Source organism: Kribbella sp. NPDC058693, from assembly GCF_042715335.1.
Lineage (GTDB): Bacteria > Actinomycetota > Actinomycetes > Propionibacteriales > Kribbellaceae > Kribbella > Kribbella jiaozuonensis.
Window position 1 is genome coordinate 173,387 of the sequence record NZ_JBHXSQ010000003.1, and the last position, 21,864, is coordinate 195,250.

The 21,864-nt window shown below is 69.0% G+C and carries 20 protein-coding genes; 6 read left to right on the plus strand and 14 right to left on the minus strand.

Going from position 1 to position 21,864, the window contains the following annotated elements; translation table 11 throughout:
- Positions 1-36: 36 nt before the first annotated feature.
- Positions 37-915, minus strand: coding sequence for an A/G-specific adenine glycosylase (locus ACFWUU_RS18640; RefSeq protein ID WP_380177048.1), 879 nt, complete (start codon positions 913-915; stop codon positions 37-39).
- A 164-nt stretch (positions 916-1,079) separates the two neighbouring features.
- Here ACFWUU_RS18640 and ACFWUU_RS18645 point away from each other — a divergent pair, with 164 nt between their 5' ends.
- Positions 1,080-1,730 (plus strand): hypothetical protein, encoded by a 651-nt coding sequence (locus ACFWUU_RS18645; protein ID WP_380177049.1) that lies wholly within the window; start codon positions 1,080-1,082, stop codon positions 1,728-1,730.
- Here ACFWUU_RS18645 and ACFWUU_RS18650 read toward each other — a convergent pair whose 3' ends face one another.
- From ACFWUU_RS18650 to ACFWUU_RS18695, 10 genes are all read right to left on the minus strand, one after another.
- Positions 1,731-3,242, minus strand: coding sequence for a DHA2 family efflux MFS transporter permease subunit (locus ACFWUU_RS18650; protein WP_137256497.1), 1,512 nt, complete (start codon positions 3,240-3,242; stop codon positions 1,731-1,733). It abuts the gene before it with no gap.
- A complete protein-coding gene (locus ACFWUU_RS18655) occupies positions 3,218-3,790 on the minus strand; it encodes a PadR family transcriptional regulator (RefSeq protein ID WP_380177050.1) in 573 nt (190 codons plus the stop codon). The genes ACFWUU_RS18650 and ACFWUU_RS18655 overlap by 25 nt, the downstream gene beginning before the upstream one ends.
- Before the next feature lie 121 nt (positions 3,791-3,911).
- Positions 3,912-5,006: a DNA integrity scanning diadenylate cyclase DisA gene (gene disA, locus ACFWUU_RS18660; RefSeq protein WP_202877807.1), complete on the minus strand. Its 1,095-nt coding sequence runs from the start codon at positions 5,004-5,006 to the stop codon at positions 3,912-3,914.
- Positions 5,007-5,186: 180 nt separating this feature from the next.
- Positions 5,187-6,125 carry a beta-ketoacyl-ACP synthase III gene (locus ACFWUU_RS18665; protein ID WP_380177051.1) on the minus strand — a complete coding sequence of 313 codons (939 nt, stop codon included), beginning with the start codon at positions 6,123-6,125 and terminating at the stop codon, positions 5,187-5,189.
- A 133-nt stretch (positions 6,126-6,258) separates the two neighbouring features.
- Entirely contained in the window at positions 6,259-7,659 is a 1,401-nt protein-coding gene (gene radA / locus ACFWUU_RS18670) for a DNA repair protein RadA (protein WP_380177052.1), read from the minus strand.
- Between the two features lie 9 nt (positions 7,660-7,668).
- Positions 7,669-8,964 (minus strand): hypothetical protein, encoded by a 1,296-nt coding sequence (locus ACFWUU_RS18675; RefSeq protein WP_380177053.1) that lies wholly within the window; start codon positions 8,962-8,964, stop codon positions 7,669-7,671.
- On the minus strand, positions 8,961-10,733 hold the full coding sequence (locus ACFWUU_RS18680; RefSeq protein ID WP_380177054.1) for an ABC transporter permease subunit: 1,773 nt from the start codon (positions 10,731-10,733) through the stop codon (positions 8,961-8,963). Before ACFWUU_RS18680 ends, ACFWUU_RS18675 begins: the two co-directional genes overlap by 4 nt.
- The gene (locus ACFWUU_RS18685; protein WP_380177055.1) at positions 10,733-11,983 is read right to left on the minus strand and encodes an ABC transporter substrate-binding protein; all 1,251 of its coding nucleotides are present in this window, start codon (positions 11,981-11,983) and stop codon (positions 10,733-10,735) included. Before ACFWUU_RS18685 ends, ACFWUU_RS18680 begins: the two co-directional genes overlap by 1 nt.
- Positions 11,973-12,524, minus strand: coding sequence for a hypothetical protein (locus ACFWUU_RS18690; protein WP_380177056.1), 552 nt, complete (start codon positions 12,522-12,524; stop codon positions 11,973-11,975). The genes ACFWUU_RS18685 and ACFWUU_RS18690 overlap by 11 nt, the downstream gene beginning before the upstream one ends.
- Positions 12,525-12,606: 82 nt before the next feature.
- Positions 12,607-13,302: a class I SAM-dependent methyltransferase gene (locus ACFWUU_RS18695; protein ID WP_380177057.1), complete on the minus strand. Its 696-nt coding sequence runs from the start codon at positions 13,300-13,302 to the stop codon at positions 12,607-12,609.
- Positions 13,303-13,364: 62 nt separating this feature from the next.
- Between ACFWUU_RS18695 and ACFWUU_RS18700 the strand changes: the two genes are divergently transcribed.
- Entirely contained in the window at positions 13,365-14,234 is an 870-nt protein-coding gene (locus tag ACFWUU_RS18700; RefSeq protein ID WP_380179031.1) for a GNAT family N-acetyltransferase, read from the plus strand.
- Here ACFWUU_RS18700 and ACFWUU_RS18705 read toward each other — a convergent pair.
- Positions 14,205-15,404, minus strand: coding sequence for an MFS transporter (locus ACFWUU_RS18705; RefSeq protein ID WP_380177058.1), 1,200 nt, complete (start codon positions 15,402-15,404; stop codon positions 14,205-14,207). The two genes, ACFWUU_RS18700 and ACFWUU_RS18705, sit on opposite strands and share 30 nt — an antisense overlap.
- Before the next feature lie 85 nt (positions 15,405-15,489).
- Between ACFWUU_RS18705 and ACFWUU_RS18710 the strand changes: the two genes are divergently transcribed.
- The gene (locus tag ACFWUU_RS18710; protein WP_380177059.1) at positions 15,490-16,920 is read left to right on the plus strand and encodes a beta-N-acetylhexosaminidase; all 1,431 of its coding nucleotides are present in this window, start codon (positions 15,490-15,492) and stop codon (positions 16,918-16,920) included.
- A 104-nt stretch (positions 16,921-17,024) separates the two neighbouring features.
- A complete protein-coding gene (locus ACFWUU_RS18715) occupies positions 17,025-18,458 on the plus strand; it encodes a wax ester/triacylglycerol synthase family O-acyltransferase (protein ID WP_380177060.1) in 1,434 nt (477 codons plus the stop codon).
- Here ACFWUU_RS18715 and ACFWUU_RS18720 read toward each other — a convergent pair.
- Positions 18,455-19,087, minus strand: coding sequence for a VOC family protein (locus tag ACFWUU_RS18720; RefSeq protein WP_137256510.1), 633 nt, complete (start codon positions 19,085-19,087; stop codon positions 18,455-18,457). The genes ACFWUU_RS18715 and ACFWUU_RS18720 overlap by 4 nt on opposite strands.
- A 65-nt stretch (positions 19,088-19,152) precedes the next feature.
- On the opposite strand from ACFWUU_RS18720, the gene ACFWUU_RS18725 reads away from it, so the two are divergent.
- Positions 19,153-20,109, plus strand: a complete 957-nt coding sequence (locus ACFWUU_RS18725) for an NAD-dependent epimerase/dehydratase family protein (protein ID WP_380177061.1) — start codon at positions 19,153-19,155, stop codon at positions 20,107-20,109.
- Here ACFWUU_RS18725 and ACFWUU_RS18730 read toward each other — a convergent pair.
- Complete coding sequence (locus ACFWUU_RS18730; protein WP_137256512.1) at positions 20,102-20,842, minus strand: hypothetical protein; 741 nt, start codon at positions 20,840-20,842, stop codon at positions 20,102-20,104. The genes ACFWUU_RS18725 and ACFWUU_RS18730 overlap by 8 nt on opposite strands.
- Positions 20,843-20,928: 86 nt before the next feature.
- On the opposite strand from ACFWUU_RS18730, the gene ACFWUU_RS18735 reads away from it, so the two are divergent.
- Entirely contained in the window at positions 20,929-21,861 is a 933-nt protein-coding gene (locus ACFWUU_RS18735; protein WP_380177062.1) for a Ppx/GppA family phosphatase, read from the plus strand.
- Positions 21,862-21,864: the final 3 nt, after the last annotated feature.

Sequence of the window (21,864 nt, forward strand, 5' to 3'; positions counted from 1 at the left end):
GAAGAGGCCGGCTCGAGTCGTCGAGCCGGCCTCTTGCTATTCGGGCAGCCGGTAACGCTTGCGGGCCAGCGGTTCTACGAGGCCGTCGGCAACTAATCCGTCCAGCGCACGTTCGCGTTGGACGGCGTCGGGCCAGGACGCGTCCAGCTTGTCCTTCGGCACCGGCGTCGACGCGGCACGCAGTACGGCGAGCAGGCGGCCGCGGGCTTGGCGGTCGGTGCCCTCGTACGTCTGGCCGCGGCGCGGCGGGCCGTCGTACGGCGGACTGCCGGCGCGGACCCAGGCGCACTGCGAGCGGATCGGGCAGTCGGCGCAGTTCGGCGTACGGGCGGTGCAGATGAGGGCACCGAGCTCCATCGAGGCGACGGCCCAGCGGGCTGCTGTTGCCTCGTCAGCGGGGAGCGCACTGACGGCCAGGCGCTGGTCTGCTGCGGTGGGGGAGATGGTCGGCTGAGCGACACCGGTCAGGGCTCGGGCGAGGACCCGGCGGACGTTGGTGTCGACGACCGCGTGACGCCGGCCGAAGGCAAACGATGCGATCGCGGCGGCGGTGTAGGTGCCCACCCCGGGCAGTGCGAGCAGTGCGGCGTGGTCGTCCGGTACTTCGCCGCCGTGGCGCTCCACAATCGCCTGAGCCGCCGCGTGCAGCCGCAGGGCGCGTCTGGGGTACCCGAGCCGGTCCCAGGCCCTTACAGCCTCACCAGGGGCCGCTGCGGCCAGGTCCACCGGCTTCGGCCACCGCTCCAACCAGCTCCGGTACGCCGGCAGCACCCGATTCACCGGCGTCTGCTGCAGCATGAACTCACTCACCATCACCGCCCACGCCCCGGCATCCGCCTCCCGCCACGGCAGCACGCGAGCGTTGGCGTCGTACCAACGCAGGACTGGCTCGTGGAGAGCAGTGGCCCCGGTCATGGGGCCTCCCGGCCTGGACTGAGGAGCGGAGGGAGCGAAGCGACCGGAGCGACGAGGGAAGGCCGGGAGTCACAGCCCCATGACCCACCGCGACGGAGTCGCGGCCAACAGCACAGCGGCGAGCCTGAGTGGTCCAGCACAGTGCCGATATTAGAGTGCGCTTCATGAGCAGCCTGCTCCGTCCGGTCGGGCACCTGCCCGCCAGCGTGTACTGGTTCCGCCGGGGACTGGTGCTCGCGGTCGTAGTCGTGCTGGTCTTTCTGATCTCCCGGCTCTTCTCCGGCGCCGGCGACGCGCAGAACACCGCCGCGACCGACCCGCAGCCGAACCCGTCCGGCGCCCCGCCGGCCTCGGCCCCGAGCACCTCGTCGAGCACGACGCCGTCCCGGACGCCGACTCCGAAGCCGACGAAGACCACGCCGCCCGCGGACCTCGCCTGCAAGGGTTCCGACGTACGCATCGACGCACTGCCGGGGAACCGGAAGATCGTGTCCGGCTCGGTGCTGAACTTCGTCGTCCAGCTGGCCCCGGTCGACGACGAGTGCAAGGCAACGATCAGCAACGACAAGCTGACCGTGACCGTGACGTCGGGCAACGACCTGATCTGGAGCACCAGCCAATGCAGCAAGGTGATCCAGACCGCGATGCTGGTTGTTGCCAAGGGCAAGCAGGCGGCCGTCACGGTGCCGTGGAACGGGCGCCGTTCCGGGCCTGGCTGTCTACCGGGTCAACCGGTCGCCAAGCCCGGAACGTACGTCGTCAAGGCCGAGTACGACGGCCACCTGTCGAGCGCACAAGCCTTCCAGGTCGTCTGATCAGGCCGCTTCGGCCGGCTGCGTCGCGGCGTCCGGCTTCTTCTGCAGATGCGACGGCGCCACGAACAGCAGTGCCGCAACCAACCCGATCAGCAGTACTGCGGCCGGCAACAGCAGCGACTGTGCCATCGAGTCACTGAACCCCTGCCGCACCGCCTCCGGCAGCTTGCCGCCGGCAAAACCTTCAGCCGCGGCACCACCCGGCATAGCCGGTAGGTTGTGCGCCAGCCGCGACTCCATCAGTACGGCGATGCTCGCACTGCCCAGCACCGCGCCGACCTGGCGAGTCGTGTTGTAAACACCAGCACCGGCGCCGGCCTGATGCATCGGCAGGTTCCGCGTGGCGGTGGTGCCGATCGGCGCCCACATGAAGCCGTTGGCCACACCAAGCAACGCGATCGGCAGCAGCAGCTCCCAGATCGCCACGTCCGGCTCGATCACCTGGCTCATCCAGAACATCGACACCGAGCAGCACAGCAGACCGAACCCGGCGATGAACCGCGGCGGCGTACGGTCGACCAGCCGGCCGACGAACGGCGCCAGCGCACCGGAGATGACCGCCATCGGCACCAGCAGCAAGGCCGACCTGGTCGGCGACAGACCGCGGACCGCCTGCGCGTACAGCATCAGCGGGAACGCCATCGCGGTGATCGCGAACCCGACCGTGGTGATCGCGACGTTCGCCAGCGAGAAGTTTCGGTCCTTGAACAGGCCCAGCGGCAGCAACGGCTCGCCGCGGTTACGGGACTGCCAGACGACGAAGATCGCCAGTACGACGATCCCGGAGATGATCAGACCCCAGACCGTGATCGGGCCCTTGATCTGGCCCCAGTTGTACTTCTGCCCCTCCTGGATGCCGAAGACCAGCAGGAACAACCCGAGCGCGCTCAGCACGACACCGATCAGGTCGAACTTGTGCTCGTGCGTCGGGAGGTCCGGCACCAGCCGCAGCGCCAGGAAGAAGCCGACCACGCCGACCGGGGCGTTGATGAAGAAGATCCACTGCCAGCCGAGCCCGTCGACGAGCACACCGCCGAGGATCGGGCCGACCAGCGTCGCCACGCCGGCCGTCGCGCCCCACAGGCTCATCGCCCGGCCGCGCTGGTCCGGCGGGAAGATTCGGGTGATGACGGCCATCGTCTGCGGCGTCATCATCGAGGCGCCGAGACCCTGGAAGACCCGGGCCACGATCAGCATCTCGATCGAGTTGGTGAGCCCGCACCAGACCGATGCGAGCGTGAACAACGCCAGTCCGGCCAGGTAGAGCTTCTTCGGTCCGATCCGGTCACCGAGGCGTCCGGTGATCAGCAGCGGTACGGCGTAGGCCAGCAGGTAGGCGCTCGTCACCCAGACCACGGTGCCGACGTCCGACCCGAGGTCCTCGAGGATCGCGGGGGTCGCGACCGAGACGATGGTCGAGTCGACCAGGATCATGAAGAAGCCGAGCACCAGCGCCCACAGTGCGGGCCACGGCCGCACCTCGGGCCTCACTGCGTCTTGTCGGGTTGCCATTCCAGGTCCTTGCTCTCGATACGTTCGATGGTGGTGGTGAGCCAGTCGCGTTCCGCCCTGACCTGCGCGCGGATGTAGCCGGCGGCGAGCCAGTACGGCTCGGGCACGTCCCGGGCCTGGGCGCCGGCCACAGCCTTTTCCACGTCGGCCAGCCAGAAGTCCAGATCCTCGATCCGGCGGCGGAACCGCAGTACGGCGTCCTCGGCGTCGAGGTTGTGCGCCTCGGCCAGGAACACCGGGAAGACCGGGTACTCGTAGGCGAAGGTCTCGATCCCGCTCTCGACCCGGCGGACCAGCGCCTCGCTGCCGGCCGGGGTGATCTCGTACGTCGTCCGCTCGGGCCGGTTGCCGGCCCGCTCGGTGCCGATCGCACGGACGTACTCCTGCCCGGCCAGCCGCTCGACCGTGTGGTAGAGCGAACCGGGCCGGACCTTGACGATCCGGTGGTTGTGCCGGCTGACGAGCAGTTGGTACATCTCGTAGGCGTGCATCGGCTTCTCCTCGAGCAGCGCCAGCACCGAGATTGCCAGCGGGGTGAGGTCGGCCATGATCCTCCAGTCGGATTGTTCCGCGCCAAATGTTCCATGTGGAGTATTCGCCTGAGCGGGCGGAAATGCAAGACGCCTCCGGTTCTTTCACGAACCGGAGGCGTCGGGTGACTGAGAGTCGTCAGACGTAGCGTTCCAGGATGCTGGACTCAGCCAGCCGGGACAGGCCTTCGCGGACCGTGCGGGCGCGGTTCTCGCCGACGCCCTCGACCGTCTGCAGGTCGTCGATGCTTGCCGCGAGCAACTTCTGCAGGTGGCCGAAGTGGTCGATCAGCCGGTCGATCACGGCACCCGGGAGCCGCGGCACCTTGGCCAGCAGCCGGTACCCGCGCGGGGTGACCGCGGCGTCGAGCTGCTCGGCGCCGCCGAGCTGCAGGGCGCGGGCGACCTGGCCGATGTCGAGCAGGTCGGTCGGGCTGACCGCGTCCAGCTCGAGCAGTACGTCGTCCGCCGTCTTGGCCCGGCGACCCGTGGCCGGCGGGAGGTAGTCGCGGACGACCAGCTCGCGTTCGCCGGCGACACCGGCGACGAGCTCGTTCAGCTGGAGGGTGAGCAGCCGGCCGTCGGTGCCGAGCTCGACGACGTACCCGTCGATCTCGGTGGCGATCCGGCGGACCATCTCCAGTCGTTGCGCGACCGCGGCCACGTCCCGGACCGTGACCAGGTCCTCGATCTCGAGCGCGGACAGCGTGCCGGACACCTCGTCGAGGCGCAGCTTGTACCGCTCGAGGGTGGCGAGGGCCTGGTTCGCTCGGGACAGGATCGCGCCGGAGTCCTCGAGCACGTACCGCTGGTCGTCGACGTACAGCGCGATGATGTGCATCGACTGCGAGACCGAGATCACCGGGAACCCGGTCTGCCGCGCGACCCGGTCGGCGGTCCGGTGCCGGGTGCCGGTCTCCTGGGTGACGATCGACGGATCCGGCATCAGGTGTACGGCGGCCTGGATCAGCCGGGTCGCCTCGCGGTCGAGGACGATCGCGCCGTCCATCTTGCTGAGTTCGCGCAGTCCGGTCGCGGTGAACTCGACGTCGATCTCGAAGCCGCCGGTGGAGATCGCGTCGACGGCCTTGTCGTGACCGAGCACGATCAGTGCGCCGGTCCGGCCGCGCAGGATCCGTTCCAGGCCTTCGCGCAGTTCGGTGCCGGGCGCGACCGCCGCGAGCGTCGCGCGCAGGCGGGCGCCGGTGCTGTTCTTGTCCGTGTTCGGTGCCACGGAACCTGAGTCTATGCGGTTACGCGGACGCAGTTGTGCGGATATCTGCCGCTCGGCCGGACGCACGCGGTGTGACGCGGTCCGCAGTTGCGGTTGCGCGTGCACCCGCCCGTGCATCCGGACCGTGCAGTACTCGTTTCCCGCGTGATCACGCGCAACCGGCGTACGACGCTTGTCGCGTCAGGGGCAGCGGATGACCTGACCGGCGTACGACAGACCGCCGCCGAATCCGAACAGCAGCACCGGCGCGCCGGACGGGATCTCGCGCTTCTCGACCAGTTTCGACAACGCGATCGGGATGCTCGCGGCCGAGGTGTTGCCGGACTCCACGACGTCCTTGGCGACCACCGCGTTGGTCGCGCCGAGCCGCTTCGCGAGCGGCTCGATGATGCGCAGGTTCGCCTGGTGCAGCACGACGCCGCCGAGGTCCTCCGGCTTCAGCCCGGCCTTCTCGCAGACCTGCTGGGCGATCTCGGGCAGCTGCGTGGTGGCCCAGCGGAAGACGCTCAGGCCCTCCTGCTGGAACGGGCCCTCGCGACCCTCGATCCGGACCGCGTCGGACATCTCCGGCACCGAGCCCCAGACCACCGGGCTGATCCCGGGGTCCTCGTCGGCGACCACGACGGCAGCGCCGGCGCCGTCGCCGATCAGTACGCAGGTGGTGCGGTCGGTCCAGTCGGTCCAGTCGCTGAGCTTCTCGACGCCGATCACCACGGCCTTCGACGCGGCGCCGGCCCGGATCGCCTGGTCGGCGGTGGCCAGTGCGTACGCGAACCCGGAGCACGCGGTGTTCAGGTCGATCGCGGCCGGGTTGCCGAGGCCGAGCCGGGCGGCGACGCGGGCGGCGATGTTCGGCGAGCGGTCGATCGCGGTACAGGTCGCGACGACCACGTAGTCGATCTCGGCGATGTCCAGGCCGGCGTTCGCGATCGCCTTGTCGGCGGCGCGCCAGGCCATCTCGTCGACGGACTCGTCCGGGGCTGCGATCCGGCGCTCACGGATACCGACCCGGCTCTGGATCCACTCGTCGTTGGTCTCGACCATGGTGGCGAGCTCGTCGTTGGTGAGCACCCGTTCCGGCTGGTAGTGGCCGAGCGCGACAACTCTTGATCCGGTCATCAGGTGCTCCTGCAGTCATCCGGGGGGCTATCCAGGTCCGACGACGAACCCGGCGTGGGGGCGCCCCCAGGGTACGTTCCCGATTGCGGGTCTGTTGATCCCCCTGTCCACCCTGTGGCGGGGAACACAGCCGTCAGGCGAGACCCGCGGCCATCAGTGCGGAGGGCAGATCCGGGGCGGCGAACGTGCGCAGGCCGTACTTCTTCTGGATGTCCATCGGCTTGAGATCCTTGCTCCGGTTCGGGACGTCGGCCGGGACGATCGCCTTGGTGAACCCGAGCCGGGCCGCCTCCGCGAGCCGCTTCTCCAGACCGCCGACGCGCCGGACCTCGCCGGCCAGGCCGACCTCACCGATCGCGATCAGCCCGGGGTGGATCGGCTTGTCCATCACCGAGGACGCGACCGCGATCGCGACGGACAGGTCCGCGACCGGCTCGGTGATCTTCACGCCGCCGACCGTCGCGACGTACACCTCTTTGTCGGTCAGCTTCAGCCCGGCGCGATTCCCGAGTACGGCGAGGACCATCGCGACTCGCGACGACTCCAACCCGGACGTGGTCCGGCGCGGCTGTGGTGCGGCGGACGGTCCGACCAACGCTTGTACTTCGGCCAGCAGCGGCCGCCGGCCCTCCATCATCACCGTCACGCACGTCCCCGCGACGGGCTCGGCGTGCTCGGACACGAACAGCCCGGTCGGGTCCGTCACCTCGACGATCCCGGTGTCGACCATGTCGAAGCAGCCGACCTCGTCGGACGGGCCGAACCGGTTCTTCGTCGCGCGCACCATCCGGAACCCGGAGTGCCGGTCGCCGTCGAACGCCAGTACGACGTCGACCAGGTGCTCGAGCATCCGCGGACCGGCGATCGCGCCGTCCTTGGTGACGTGGCCGACGAGCACGACCGCGATGTGCCGCTCCTTCGCGAGCCGGACCAGCGCACCGGTCACCTCGCGGACCTGCGTCACTCCACCCGGAGCGCCGTCGACCTCGGGATGCGCCATCGTCTGCACCGAGTCGATCACCAGGAACGACGGCTCCACCGCGTCGATCTGCCCGACCACGGCAGACAGGTCGGTCTCCGCGGCGAGGAACAGTTCGTCGACGAGCGCGTCGGTCCGGCCGGCGCGCAGCCGCACCTGGGCAGCTGACTCTTCGCCGGAGACGTAGAGAGTCCGCTGGCCGCCGCGTGCCGATTGCGCCGCGACCTCCAGCAGCAGAGTGGACTTGCCGACACCGGGCTCACCGGCCAGCAGGATCACCGCACCCGGGACGACGCCGCCGCCGAGCACGCGGTCGAGCTCGCCGATGCCGGTCGGGCGCGACTCGGCCTCGATCGCGGAGACCTTGGCGATCGGCATCGCGGGCGACGACACCGGACCCGCGGTGATCCGCGCGGCCTTCGGCGCCCCGACCTCGGCGACCGTGCCCCAGGCCTGGCACTCACCACACCGCCCGATCCAGCGCGCCGACGTCCATCCGCACTCAGAGCACGCGTATGCCGACTTGCCCTTCGCCTGTGTCGCCGCCTTCGCCATGGCACCAACCTAGACGGAGGGTCGGACAAATCCCTTCAACGTCGTGAGGACCCGCCCCAACCAGCCGACTGTGCGGTGCGGTGCATCGTCCGCGACGACCGGCAGGTCTGCGGTCTGGCGGGCGGCGTCGAGGTACTTGGCGAGGATCTCGCTCTCGGTCCTGCGCAGCATCGCGCTCTGCTCGAGGAGTTCGAGAGCGTCGGTCAGATGACCGGCGGCAACTTCTGCCGAGCCGAGGTGTTGCAGGCAGCGGGCGTGACCTTCGACCTCGTCGATCTCGGCGTACAGGTGAGCGGCGTGGTCCCAGCGACCGACGGCCTCGTGCTTGTTGCCTTGCATCCATGCGGCCACACCCATCAGCTCGAGTGCGTGTGCCTGGCCGCTCAGGTCGCTTGCGGCTGTTGCTCGGGCGACAGCAGGTCGCAGGTGGTCCAGCGCGCCCTCGGCGTCCTGCTGGTAGAGGTGCACGACGGCGAGGTTGATGGCGATCGCCACGTCGGCCGCGAGGTCCGGACCGGGCCGTTTGAGCCGTGCCTCATCGAGCCGGTCGCGTGCGTTGAGGACGGCCTCGTCACGGTCGTTGCCCGCAGGAGAGCGGTCCGCGCGAGCCAGTGACAGCAGTGCTCGCTCGACCTGCCGTCGTGTGGTCATCGCGGCGGCAGTCCGGGTGTGGGTGGCGATGTTGTCGGAGATGCCCAGCCGGGTGCTGGCCGTGTCCAGGTCGCCCAGCATCCGGTACGCCGTTGCCGCGCGCGCCGCGGCGAGCTCAGCGAGATCACGGCGACCGCACACCTCGGCCGCGGCATTCAGCAGGTCGCTGAGCTGGAGTAGTGCATCCGGATCGGCACGCCGTACGTACCAGGCCTCGAGGGCGTCGCAGATGCGGGCGAAGTCGTCGATGGTGTCGACGTGCGGCTTCTCGGCCATCAGCAGTTCGCGGAGCCACTCCTCGTGCAAGGCGTACCACTCGGCAGCCGCCATACCGCCGCCGTGGGAGCCGAGCGCGATCATCCACTGCTCGGCCTCCTCGGCGGTCGCGTGCAGTTCCGGAGCGCTGTCGCCGCTGTGCTGCCAGGAGCGTCGGATCGCCGGCCCGTACTGGATGATCGTGATCGCTCCGAGCAGCACGGTCACCCCGAGACCGATCAACTGCACCCAGCCGCCGCTGTCGAGGCTCTGGTTGAGCATCTCCGACGCCAGCCCGGTGAGCAGCGCGGACGCCACTGTGCCGATGACGAAGCGGAATCCGCGCGTCTGGTACGGCGACTCCTGCTTCTCCGCCGCCTTCTCTTCCTCCTCGCTCATGGCCGACTGCCTGTCGTCAGCCCGCGTACGACGGTCCGCCAGAACGACAGCATCAGAACCGCGGGCACGATCGACGCGACCACGGCCGCGGCGGCGACCGGTCCGCTCGATGCCGAGAACTGGCGCGCCTCACCCCACAGCACCAGCGACAACGGCGTCGTGCCCGGTCCGCTGATCAGGAACCCGACGATGAAGTCGTTCCACACCAGTGCAAACTCCAACACCGCAACGGCAATCAGTGCGGGACGGTACGTCCGCTGCACAGTCGCCAGTACGGCGCTCTGCCGCACCGGACCCTGCAACGCCTCGGACACCAGCGCGGGTGGAGCAGATGCAAACGCAGACCGCAGCAGCAGCACAGCAAATGGGAGACCAGCAGCTGCATGCACCAGTGCGAGTGCCATCCGGGAGCCGGCCAGTCCGGCGGCGTCGATCGCATCGCGCAGGGGAGCGGCGTACATCTGCACTGGAGTCACGGCGAGTACTACGAACACCGCCATCACGGTCCGGCCGACGCGCATCGGCAGACCGCCCCACGCGACCAGATAGGCCGTCGGTACGGCGATCACCAGCAGCACGGCCGTGGCGGCGCTTGCGATGATCAGCGTGGACAGGAGAGCTCGAAACAATCCGACATTCGCCGCGGCGGCGAAGGACGAGAAGCCCAGTCCCGACGCAGACCACCAGCCACGCACGCCTGCTTCTTCCGGCGAGTGCAGCGCGGTGATGACGAGTACTACGGCCGGGAAGATCCACACCAGCGCCACTGCGAGCCCGATCAGCCAGCCGAACCGCCGTACCGAGCGTCGAGGCTTCGGCCGCCCCAGTGACGGGTCCGGTCGTACTACGGTCACCGGCATCGCCCATCGCCGCCGGCGCAGTCCGCGTACGCCGATCAGCCCGACCGCCGCGACGATCGCGAACAGTACGACGCCGAGTGCCGCCGTACGGCCGCTGTCGTCACCACTGGTCGTCGCTCGCCACCAGTTCAGCCCGAGTACGTCGGCGGATCGCTGCATCGACCCCGGTACGACGATCAGCACGAGATCGAAGACCCGCACTGCCGCGATCACCACCGTCAGCGTGACCACTCCGGCGATCGGCCGCAGCAGCGGGATCTCCAACGCACGCAGTCGCCGCCAGCCCCGGACGCCTTCTGCAGTGAGGGTTCTGGTCACGTCGTCCGGTATCGCGTCCAGACCGGCGCGGAAGAGCGACACGACGTACCCCAGCCAGGTCCAGCCGAACGCGGACACCAGCACGAGCCAGAACAGCCCCGGTCCGAGCCACACCGGACTCGACCCGAAGAGTCGCGTCCAGACAGCCGTGACCGTCCCACGCTCCGGCGTCGGGTCGAACAGCAGCCGGAACGTCGCACCGGACACCAGCACCGACACGGCGAACGGAATGACCAGCGCGGGCTGCAGGAATGTCGTCACCGCAGGCAGCCGATAACTCAACAGGGCAAGGAAGAACCCGACCACGACGATCCCGAAGGCGACCAGCACCCAGAGCAGACTGTTGCCCACAGCACGCAATGCACCCTGGTCGGTCATCACCGCGAAGTTGCCGAACCCGAACCCGCCCGGCGTCCGGAACGCCGCCACCACGGTCACTCCGATCGGGATCAGCAGCAGACAGCTGAGCAGCAACGCCGGCAGCCCCAGCAAGTACGGTCCGGCCGGTCGGCGCGGCTTGCCAGGGACCGGGCGACCGGTGATCTCGCGTCCGACGATCTCCAGGGACAAGCCGTTGGTCTGCAGCCCCATCAGCTCTCCTCCACCTTGCGCATCTGGTCGATCGCGTCGTCCACAGCCCCTGGTACGTCGGCAGCGTGGCCATCACCGACCTGGATCAGGAAGTCGGTCAGCACCCGCCACAGGCCGTTGATGTCGCCGAGCCGACCGAGCTGGTCGGACAGGTCGAACTGCAGTTGCTCACCGGGCTTGGTGAGCTGGACAGCCAGTCGGGTGAGCTCAGGCGTGTACCCGGAGACCCGTCCGTCGACCAGGAACCCGCCCTCCTTGATCCACGGGTCCGCGGCGGTCGGTGCGGACAGGCGGCGTACCAGATCGCGTGCGTCGTCCCTGGTCGGCTTCGGCAGCACCATCACGTCACCGCCGACCACCACAGGCGCTGCAGCTCCCGGACCCATCGGCGGGAACGTGAAGAGGCCGATGTCGTTAGGGTCTGCGGCGAACGAGCGGACAACCGGCTCCGCGAAGTCGGATGCCAGCACCATGGCCGCTCTGCGATGGCCGAACACCTCGATCAGCGCATCCGGGAACTGCTGAACGAGTGACTCCTTCACTCCGCCCGCGAGCACTCCAGGCGCCGACCACATGGACCCCAGCAACCGGAGTGCAGCCGCGAACTGCGGCTGTTGCGAAGGACGCGGATCGGTCGCTGCTGCGAGACCTACGTAGACGCTGGGCGCGATACCGAGCAGAACGTTCTCCAGGAAGTCGGTGAGCACCCAGCCGTCACCTGCGGCCAGCGACAACGGTGTGATGCCCGCCTGTGTCAGCGTCCGGTTCAGCCTCAGCCAGTCCGACCACAGCTGCGGCGGTTGTATGCCGGCTTGCTCGAACACCGACGGCCGATACCAGACCGCCGACTTGTGTGCCGTCTTGAACGGCACGCCGTACGTCGTCCCGTTGTGGGTCAGCAGGTCCTTCCACAGTCGGGCTTGTCCGAGCGGGGCGAGGTCGTCGGGCATCGGCTCGAGGTCACCGAGATGACGGGGGACCAGTCCGGGCTGCGGGAGCATGACGATGTCCGGTCGGCGGGTTGACCGGGCACCGAACGCGGTCGAGATGTCGTCGCCGAGCGGTACGACCTCGACCGGGTAGTCCAGCGTGCCCAGGCCATCGAGGACCTTGTGGAACGCGCGCAGCTCCTGCCCGCTCCAGCTGACGGCCACCCTGACGGCACGGCGCAGTCCCAGCACGTCACTTGAGCAGCCGGTCAGCAGGAGGGCTCCTGCGGCGCCGAGGAACGCTCTGCGGCTACTCGGCATCGTCGAACCCGGTAGTGCGTGTCGTGCTGGTCGTGATGAGCAGCAAGGCGACCGAGGACAGGTCGGGGTTGGGGCGGATCGACAGGAGCGATCCCCACGTAGGCAGGCCGGTCGCGTCCTCCAGCACGATCGCTCGCGGATACGCGCCGAGTGCCCGGGCCACACCGGCGAGTCGGCGTCGGCCCGGGGTGATCTCGTGCGGGTAGCGGTCCTGGACGTCTTCGAGACCACAGCCGATCACCTTGACCAGGCTCTCGTCCCGGGCGGCCTGTTTGGTCACCTGATGCGTGGTGCGGTGGCCGTGCAGGACGTTGCCGAGGACGGTCAGGTGGGGGAGCAGCCCGCCCTCCGCCGGTACCAGCCGGACCGGTCCGCCCTTCAGTACGACCGCACCGGGCGGCGGGTCCTCCAGTCCGGTCAGTACGTCGGCCAGCCGTCGACGATCGGCGGCCTGCGGTACGACGACCGCACGCTGCTCACCTACGTCGATCCGGAGCCGCGCCGGCAGCCCCGGTACGCGTTCGAGCAGCAGACCGTCCATTGTCCGTCAACCCTATGAGTACAGCGGGTCGGCCTGCAGATCCCAGAGTGTCGTTAGGCCCTGTCTGGTAACCCGACAGGACCTAGAAACTCCTGCTCCAGAGGTTGATCGCGTAGTCGACCTCGGAGCCCACGTGCGAGTCGATGATCCGCTTGGCGTCCTTCGGGGTGAACTCGATCTTCACGACGGCCTCGAAGTCCTTGCGTGATTCGAACCGCCAGCCCATGTCCAGCGGCGTCCGGTGCCATCCGCGGTCGGTCCAGAACCGCTCCACCTCGGCCGGCTTGATCATCGGGTACGACGTACTGAACCAGCCGCCGAACGTCGACCGGCTGCCGTCGTTGTCGATCACGAACGCCGTCCCGCCGTGGCGCATCACCCGGTCCAGCTCGACCAGCCCGGGTTCGCAGCCCGGTCCGAAGAAGTACGCCCAGCGCGCATGCATCACGTCGATCGACGAGTCCGGCACCGGCAACCGCTGCGCCGTACCCTGGCGTACTTCGACGTTCGGCAACGCCTGCGTCCGTCGACGGGCGGCGTCGGCCAACGCGCCATGCGGCTCCACGCCGATCACTCGCGCGGCCGTCGCGGCGAACCTCGGCAGATGGAATCCGGTACCGCAGCCGATGTCGAGCACCGTCGCGCCGGCCCAGTCCCGGATCGCCCGCATCGCCGGCTCGATCACGCCGTCCGGGTCCACCGCCCGGTTCTCGATCTCGTACACCTTCGGGTGGTGCCAGATGTTGGGACTCGGGATCCCACCTTCTGCGATGCTCACGACGTTCGAGCCTAATGCAGTTGAGTCGGCCCGCAGGCACTGCGATGCTGCGCTCCGTGCAGATGACCGAGTACGCCGGCCGTGACGGCCTCAGTGACATGCAGGAGCTCGTCCAGCGGACCTGGAGCCCGGCGTCCCGGCTGCACCTCGGGGACGTCGCCTGGGAGCGCAGCGTGAACGCCCGCCGGTCTGCGGACAGCTGGCGTACGGCGGTCTGGCGTGACGGCGATGACGTGGTGGCCTGGGGGTGGCTGGCGCAGCCGAGCCATCTGCTGATGACCGTGGACCCGGACCGGCCGGAGCTCGCCGCTACCGTCGTCGAGTGGTTCCAGACGACAGCGGACGGGCCGAAGTTGGCCGTCGGCGTACTGGAGACCGAGAAGCACCTGTTGACCGCGCTGGAGTCGGCCGGCTTCCGGCGTGACGACGATGCGCCGTACTTCACTCACCACTGGATCTCGCTGGACGCACTGACCGAACCAGTCGTGCCTGAAGGATTCACGCTGCGGCACGTACGGCAGGACGAGGTGGCGAAGCGGGGTGCCGTACACCGGGTGGCCTGGTCCGACCTAGGGCCGTCGAACGTGACCGACGACGACATGGCTGAGGTGATGTCCACCTGGCCCTACCGTCCCGAGCTGGACTGGGTGGTGGAGAACGAGGCAGGCGAGTTCGTTGCCTCGGCGCTGATCTGGCTGGACGAACAGCACCAGGTCGGACTGGTCGAGCCCGTCGGGTGTGCTCCGGCGTACCGACGGCGTGGACTCGGTGCGGCGGTCAATCTGGCCGCATTGCACGCATTGCGAGAAGCAGGCGGCACCAAAGCCGTCGTCTGTCCGCGAGGTGACGACGGCTACCCGCAGGCGCGGGCGCTCTACCAGAGCTTCGGCTTCCGGCCGGGCTCACGCACGCTGCATCTGCTGCTTGGTTAGCGCAGCGGTCAGCGCGGCCGGGATCAGGAGCAGCCCGCAGAAGACCGCCAGCCAGTGGAAGCCGAGATAGGCGAGGACCGGTCCGGCAGCGGTGCCCGAAAGGGAAGCCAGGACGCCCATGGTGAGGTCGGACAGGCCTTGAGCTGAGGTGCGGATGCCGTCCGGGACGGACCGGGACAGCAGAGTCGACCCGGCGACCAGACAGGCCGACCAACCGAGGCCCAGCGTGAACAGCGCGAGCCCGGTGAGCGCATGCGCGTCGTCCGGCGCGACAGCGGCCAGCGTCATCGCAATCGCGAGTACTCCGAGGCCGATGCCGATCGTGGGGATGCGGCCGAGCCGGTCCGCCATCCAACCCGTCACCGGGGACAGGGCGTACATGCCGGCGACGTGACCACTGATGACGAACCCGACGATGGTCAGGGACGCGCCGTGGTGCCGCAGGTGTACCGACGTCATCGACATGACCCCGACCATCACCGCGTGCGCAGTCGCGATGGCCAGCAGCCCCAACCGGGCATGCGGGATGGCGATCACCTGGCGAAAGGTCTGCGCGAGCGGCTGGCGCTCCACCCTCGTCGGCCGTACCTGACTGCGCATTCCGACCCAGACCGTGGCTGCGCTGAGGCCGAAGGCGACGACCGAGAAGACGTACGGCCCGGCCAGAGCCAGGATGCCGAGCGACGACCCGACCGAGCCGCCCACGCCGGTCAGGTTCGGGCCGACGATCACGCCGATCGTGGTGGCCCACACGACGAGCCCGAGTGACCGCGCGACGCGGCTGGGCTCGGCGGCGTCCGTGGCGGCGTACCGCGACTGCAGGTTGGAGGCGGAGCCGCTGCCGAACAGACAGCCGGCGGCGAGGAGCAGCGCGAGTGAGCCGATCTGGGCAGCGACGATCGTGAGTACGGCGCCGGCGAACGCGATCAGATAGCCGAGGCTCAGCGAGACCCTTCGACCGTGGGACCGAGCGAGGCCTGCCAGAGGTACGGCGAGGGCGGCAGCGCCCAGCGTTGTGGACGTGGCGACCAGACCGGCCAACGAGGTGGAGCCGGAGACGTTCTCGGCGAGGAGGGCGGCTACTGCGAAGCCGCTGGCGGTGGCGACTCCGCCGAGCGCGTTGCTGGCGACCAGCACCCGTAATGTCGTCCGCTGCTGCTCGCTGGTCACGGGCAAACCCTCTCATGAACCTGACAGGGAAGCTGCTTATATGATCGGTCCCGACATAAATCGATCCACTCCCTGGGAGTTCGGAATGTCCGATATCGCGATCGTCCCTGCCCCGCGAGAACTCACCGTCGACGAGGGCCGGTGGATCACCGCCGATCCGCTCGGGGAGGCCGTCCGGGACGTGGTCGAGAACCTCGAACCGAACGAGTACCGCATCGACGTCGGCCTCGACGGCGCCCGGCTGACGGCCGGCTCCGAGGACGCGCTCCGGCACGCGGAGACGACGTACGCGCAGTTGATCGAGGCCGCCGAGCCGACCGACGAGTTCGGCAAGGTCGCCGTCCCGCTGGCCCGGATCGCGGACGCGCCGCGGTTCGCCTGGCGCGGGATGATGCTCGACGTCGCCCGGCACTTCATGCCGAAGGACTTCGTCCTGAAGATCATCGACGTGCTCGCCCTGCACCGGCTGAACGTGCTGCACTTCCACCTCACCGACGACCAGGGCTGGCGGGTCGAGATCGAGGCCTACCCCCGCTTGACCGAGGTCGGCGCGTGGCGGGCCGAGACGATGGTCGGCAAGATGACCCGCGGCCAGAAGGAGTTCGAGTACGACGGTCAGCGGCACGGCGGTTTCTACACCAAGGACGACCTCCGCGAGATCGTCGCGTACGCCGCGGACCGCGGGATCACCGTCGTACCGGAGATCGACCTGCCGGGGCACATGCAGGCCGCGATCGCGGCGTACCCGGAGCTGGGGAACCACCCGGACCAGCAGCTGACGGTCCGCCAGTACTGGGGCATCAGCGAGGACGTGCTGAACGTCAACGACGCGACGGTCGAGTTCGTGAAGACCGTGCTGCGTGAGGTGCTGGACATCTTCCCCTCGCCGTACGTGCACCTCGGTGGTGACGAGTGCCCGTCGGTGCAGTGGGGCGAGTCGGAGGCGGCGCAGAAGCGGCAGGCCGAGCTGGGGCTGGACGAGCCCGGGCAGTTGCAGGGCTGGTTCACCGCGCAGGTCGCGGAGGTGCTGGCCGAGCAGGGCCGCCGGCTGGTCGGCTGGGACGAGATGGTCGACACCGACTGCCCCGACGACGCCGTGATCATGGCGTGGCGAAGTGCCCAGCGCGGCGAGATCGCGGTCAAGGCCGGCCACGAGACCGTGATGGCGCCGTGCGAGTCGGTGTACTTCGACTACTACCAGGGCGACCCGGCCACCGAACCGCTTGCCATCGGCAACTTCATCCCGCTGGAGAAGGTGTACGACTTCGAGGTGATCCCGGAGTCGCTGACCGACGACGAGAAGCGGTTGATCGTCGGCACCCAGTGCCAGATCTGGACCGAGTACATGGAGGGTCCGGAGCAGGTCGGCTACATGCTGCTGCCGCGGCTGTCCGCGTTCGCCGAGCGCGCCTGGGGCTCGGAGAAGGTCTCGTACGACGAGTTCCTCGGCCGGCTCCGCCCGCACCTGGCCCGGATCGAGCGGATCGGCGTGAACTACCGCCCGCTCGATAGCTGAGGGGATAACAAAATCTCCGTTAGCCCTGTTAGCAGGGGTAGACGACCCGGCCTTATCTGGCAACGATGAAACGTCAGAGGGCCGGGTCGGGAAGCGGAGGAGCCATGGCCGCGGTGGGGCCGCTGGACGCGATGTTCTTGGGTGGCGAGACTCGCGAGCAGCCGATGCATGTCGGTGGGTTGATGTTGTTCGAGCTCCCGGAGGGGGCCGGGCGGGATCATGTTTTTCCCGAGAGCTCGCGGGATTTCGTCTCCCGGCTGTACCACGAGATGGTCGCGGCGCCGGCGGTGAATCCGCTGTTCGCGCGGCGGGTGCGGAACCGGCCGGTCGACCTCGGGTACTGGTCCTGGGAGCAGGACGACGAGATCGACCTCGAGTACCACGTCCGGCTGTCGGCGCTGCCGCGTCCCGGGCGGTTCCGCGAACTGTTCGAGCTGACCAGCCGTCTGCACGGCACGCTGCTAGACCGTCACCGTCCGCTGTGGGAGATGCACCTGATCGAAGGCGTCGAGGGCCGCCGCTTCGCCCTCTACAGCAAGATCCACCACTCGATGATCGACGGCGTCACCGCCCTCCGCTGGATGCAGGACACCCTCACCACCGATCCCACCAGAACCAACATGCCCGCCACCTTCGCCCTGCCGGGCGGAGTTGAAGGCGAAGCCGGGGCGGGAGGTGGTGGTATGCCGACCGCGGCGGAGGTGCTGGCGGCTGTGGGGCGCGTGCCCGTGAAGACCGCGCACGCGGTTGGCGGAGCCGGGCGGCTGTTGGCGGATCTTGCTGGGCTGACGCCTGTCGGGCTCAAGGGGCTGGTGCACTCGACGATGCCGTTTCAGGCGCCTCGGACGATCTTCAATCAGGGGGTCACGGGGGCTCGGCGGTTCGCGGCTCAGTCCTGGGCTATCGAGCGGTTGGAGAAGGTACGGGCGATCACCGGCGCGACGTTGAACGACGTACTGCTGGCGATGTGTTCAGGGGCCTTGCGCAACTATCTGCTCGAGCTGAATGCCCTGCCGGACAAGGCGTTGACGGCCATGGTCCCGGTCTCACTGCGTGATCGCGACGGTGCACCCGGTGGCGGCAACTCGCTCGCCACACTCATCGCCGACCTCGCCACGGACCAGGCAGATCCCGAACGCCGGATCCGCCGCATCATGGCCTCGACCGCCCACGGCAAAGGCGTCCTCTCCGAGCTCAGCCCGCTCCAGAACCTGATCGTCGGCGCGCTCGGCTTCGGCGTGGCCGGACCGGCTGCAGTACTCCCAGGCGTGGCAGGCCGTACGACGCCGCCGTACAACGTGGTGATCTCGAACGTGCCGGGCCCCACCGAGAGCCCGCTGTACTGGAACCGCTCGCGGCTGCTCGGGATGTATCCGGCCAGCATCGTGCTCAACGGTCAGGCGCTGAACATCAGCGTCACCAGCTACGACCACCAGCTTCACTTCGGCCTGATCGGCGACCGCCGTACCGTCCCGCACCTGCAGCGCATGCTCGGCCACCTCGAGACCTCACTGGCCGACCTCGAGAACATCCACTAAATGCGGACGATGCCGTTCGGAGTGTCGAAGAGGGCAGCGTTGAGACCGGGCTGACCGTTGGGGCCGACCCAGGCGACGTCGAGGTCGTTCAGCAGGTGGTCGGCCGGGTGGCCGATCCAGTCGGTGACGCGGACCGGGTCGCCGGCGATCTCGAGCGCGGTCAGCTTGACGCCCTTGCCGCCGACCGACGGGTGCTCGTCGAGGTCGTCCCAGTGGATGAAGAACGGCAGCTGCGGGTCGGCGATCAGACCCTTGACGCCGATCTGCCGCCAGGTCAGGTTCACCCCGTCGGGCCGGTGCCGGTTGCCGGGCACCGCCTGCCGGCCGAGGCGCTGCTCCATCCGCTCCATGTCGCGGACGGCAACCACCCAGCCCAGCCAGCCGCCGCCGAGCTCCTTACGAGCCCGCACCGCCTGACCGAACGGAGCCTTGTCGGAAGCCGGGTGGTCGAGTACGTCGACCACCTCGATGTAGCGGTCGTTCTCCAACGGGAGGATGTGGTTCACCGTGCCGAAGCGCGGGTGCACCCCACCGTCGACGAACTCCGCTCCGAGCAGCGTGGACAACCGCTCGACGGTCGCACGGCACCCCTCGGGCCCGCACGCGTACGACAGATGATCCAGACGCATGCCAGTCATTGTGTCCTCACCCACCGACAGTTGCCGCCACCGGGTGTGTCGTTAGGCTCTGGAGCATGCGCACGGTCGTTATCGGAGGCACCGGTCATATCGGCACGTACCTGGTCCCGGCGCTGGTTCGCCTCGGTCATCAGGTCACGGTGCTCAGTCGCGGCGAACGTACGCCGTACCAGTCGGACGGAGCCTGGCAGCAGGTCGAGCTCGTCCAGGTGGACCGGGCGGCCGAGGACGCTGCGGGGACCTTCGGACAGCGGGTCGCCGAGCTGAGCCCTGACGTGGTGATCGACCTGATCTGCTTCACCGAGGACAGCGCACGGCAGCTCGCCGAGGCGGTGCAGGGAAGGATCCAGCACCTCCTGCACTGCGGCACGATCTGGGTACACGGGCCGAGCATGGTCGTCCCGACCCGCGAGGACACGCCGCGCAGGCCGTTCGGCGACTACGGAGTACAGAAGGCCGCGATCGAGACCTACCTACTCGGCAAGGCGCGCCGCGACGGACTGCCGGTCACGATCGTCCACCCCGGCCACATCTGCGGCCCCGGCTGGACGCCGGTCAACCCGGCCGGCAACTTCGATCTCGGCGTTTACGACAAGCTTGCCCAGGGCGCCGACGTACTGCTCCCGAACCTCGGCCTCGAAACCCTCAACCCCGTGCACGCCGACGACGTGGCCGGGGTGTTCCTCGCGGCGATCGCCAGCCGGTCCACCGCGATCGGCGAGAGTTTCCACGCGGTGGCGAGCGACGCGGTGACCCTTCGCGGGTACGCCGAGGCCGTCGCCACGCGGTTCGGTCAGAAAGCGCGGCTCGGCTTCCTGCCGATCGGGCAGCTGCAGGACCGGCTGCCGAAGCCGGACGGCCAAGCGACCTGGGACCACGTCCTACACAGCCCCAACTGCTCGATGGCGAAGGCTGAGCGCCTCCTCGGCTTCCGGCCGCGTTACTCCGCCGTCGAGGCCGCGCTGGCCGGCATCGACTGGCTCGTCGACAACGGCAAGATCGCGACTACTTAGACGCCGGGTGCGGCAGCAGCGGTCGCGCTGCCTCCAGGTGCTGACGGCACATCTCGGCGAGTACGTCGTACGCCTTGTGGCCCATCAGGGTCTGCAGCTCGACCTTGCTCGACTCGAAGACCGCCTCGACGCCGATATGCGCCTCGGTGTTGCCGGTGCAGTACCAGTCGAGGTCGTGCCCGCCCGGGCCCCAGCCGCGCCGGTCGTACTCAGCGATGCCGACCTCGGTGTACGTCGTACCGTCGGGGCGCTCGACCTCGCGGAAGGTCCGCCGGATCGGCAACTGCCAGCACACGTCGGGCTTGGTCTCGACGAAGTGGATGTCACGCTTCAGCGCCAAACCGTGCAGTGCACAGCCCGCGCCGCCTTCGAAACCCGGACGGTTCAGGAAGATGCACGCGCCGTCCCACACGCGGGTCTTGCGCTCACCCTCGTCGTCGGTCTCGACCCAGCCGTTGGCCCGGCCTTCCTTGCGGAACTGCCAGTCCTCCTTGCCGAGCTCCTTGACCCACTTCTTCACACGCTTCTCGTCGTCGGAGTCGGAGAAGTGCGCGCCGAGCGTGCAGCAGCCGTCGTTCGGCCGGCCCTTGTAGATCCCCTGGCAGCCACCGCCGAAGATGCAGGTCCAGTTGGACGTCAGCCAGGTCAGGTCACAGCGGAACACCTGGTCGGAGTCGTCGGGGTCGATGAACTCGACCCAGGCACGGGGGAAATCGAGAGAAACCTCAGGCACTCAGAAAGCGTACGCGCCTTCGCGTCCTAAGCGTGAACCCCGACTCCCGACCCGCCGTTACTCCGCGAGTCCAGTAGCGTGGGGGAATGCGGCTCGGCGTACTCGACGTGGGATCAAACACCGTCCACCTGCTCGTGGTGGACGCACATCGCGGTGCCGCGCCGCTCCCGGCGTACTCACACAAGACCGAGCTGCGGCTGGCCGAGCACCTCGACGAAGCCGGGAAGATCGACCAGTCCGGCGCCGACGGGCTGATCGCGTTCACCAAGGACGCGGTGCAGCTGGCCGAGGACAAGGGTTGCGAGTCGCTGCTCGCGTTCGCGACGTCCGCTCTGCGCGAGGCCCCGAACGGCGAGAAGGTGCTCGACCGGGTCCGGTCCGAGACCGGCGTCGACCTCGAGGTGCTCAGCGGCGACGACGAGGCCCGGCTGACGTTCCTCGCCGTACGGCGTTGGTTCGGCTGGTCGTCCGGCCGCCTGGCGGTGTTCGACATCGGCGGCGGCTCGCTGGAGATCGCGGCCGGATCCGATGAGCAGCCGACTGTGGCGGTCTCCGTCCAGCTCGGCGCCGGCCGGTTGACTCGCGAGGCCCTGACTGCGGACCCGCCGGACAAGGATCAGGTCCGCGAGCTGCGCAGGCGGATCCGCCTGGAGATGGCGGCCGTCGCAGGTCCGGTGCTGCGAGCCGGCCGGCCCCAGCGTTCGGTGGCTACGAGCAAGACGTTCCGCTCCCTGGCCCGGATTGCCGGAGCGGCGCCGTCCGCCGACGGACCCTACGTAGCGCGCACGCTGAACCGCGACGACCTGAGCGAATGGATCCCGAAGCTGACCAAGATGACGGCCGCCGAGCGGGCCGCGCTGCCGGGGGTGTCGGCCGGCCGCGCGTCGCAGCTGGTCGCGGGCGCGCTGGTGGCGGACGCCGTGATGGACCTGTTCGACCTGACCGCGCTCGAGGTCTGCCCGTGGGCGCTCCGCGAGGGCGTCATCTTGTCCCGGCTCGACCAGCTGCAACCCCGGTGAACC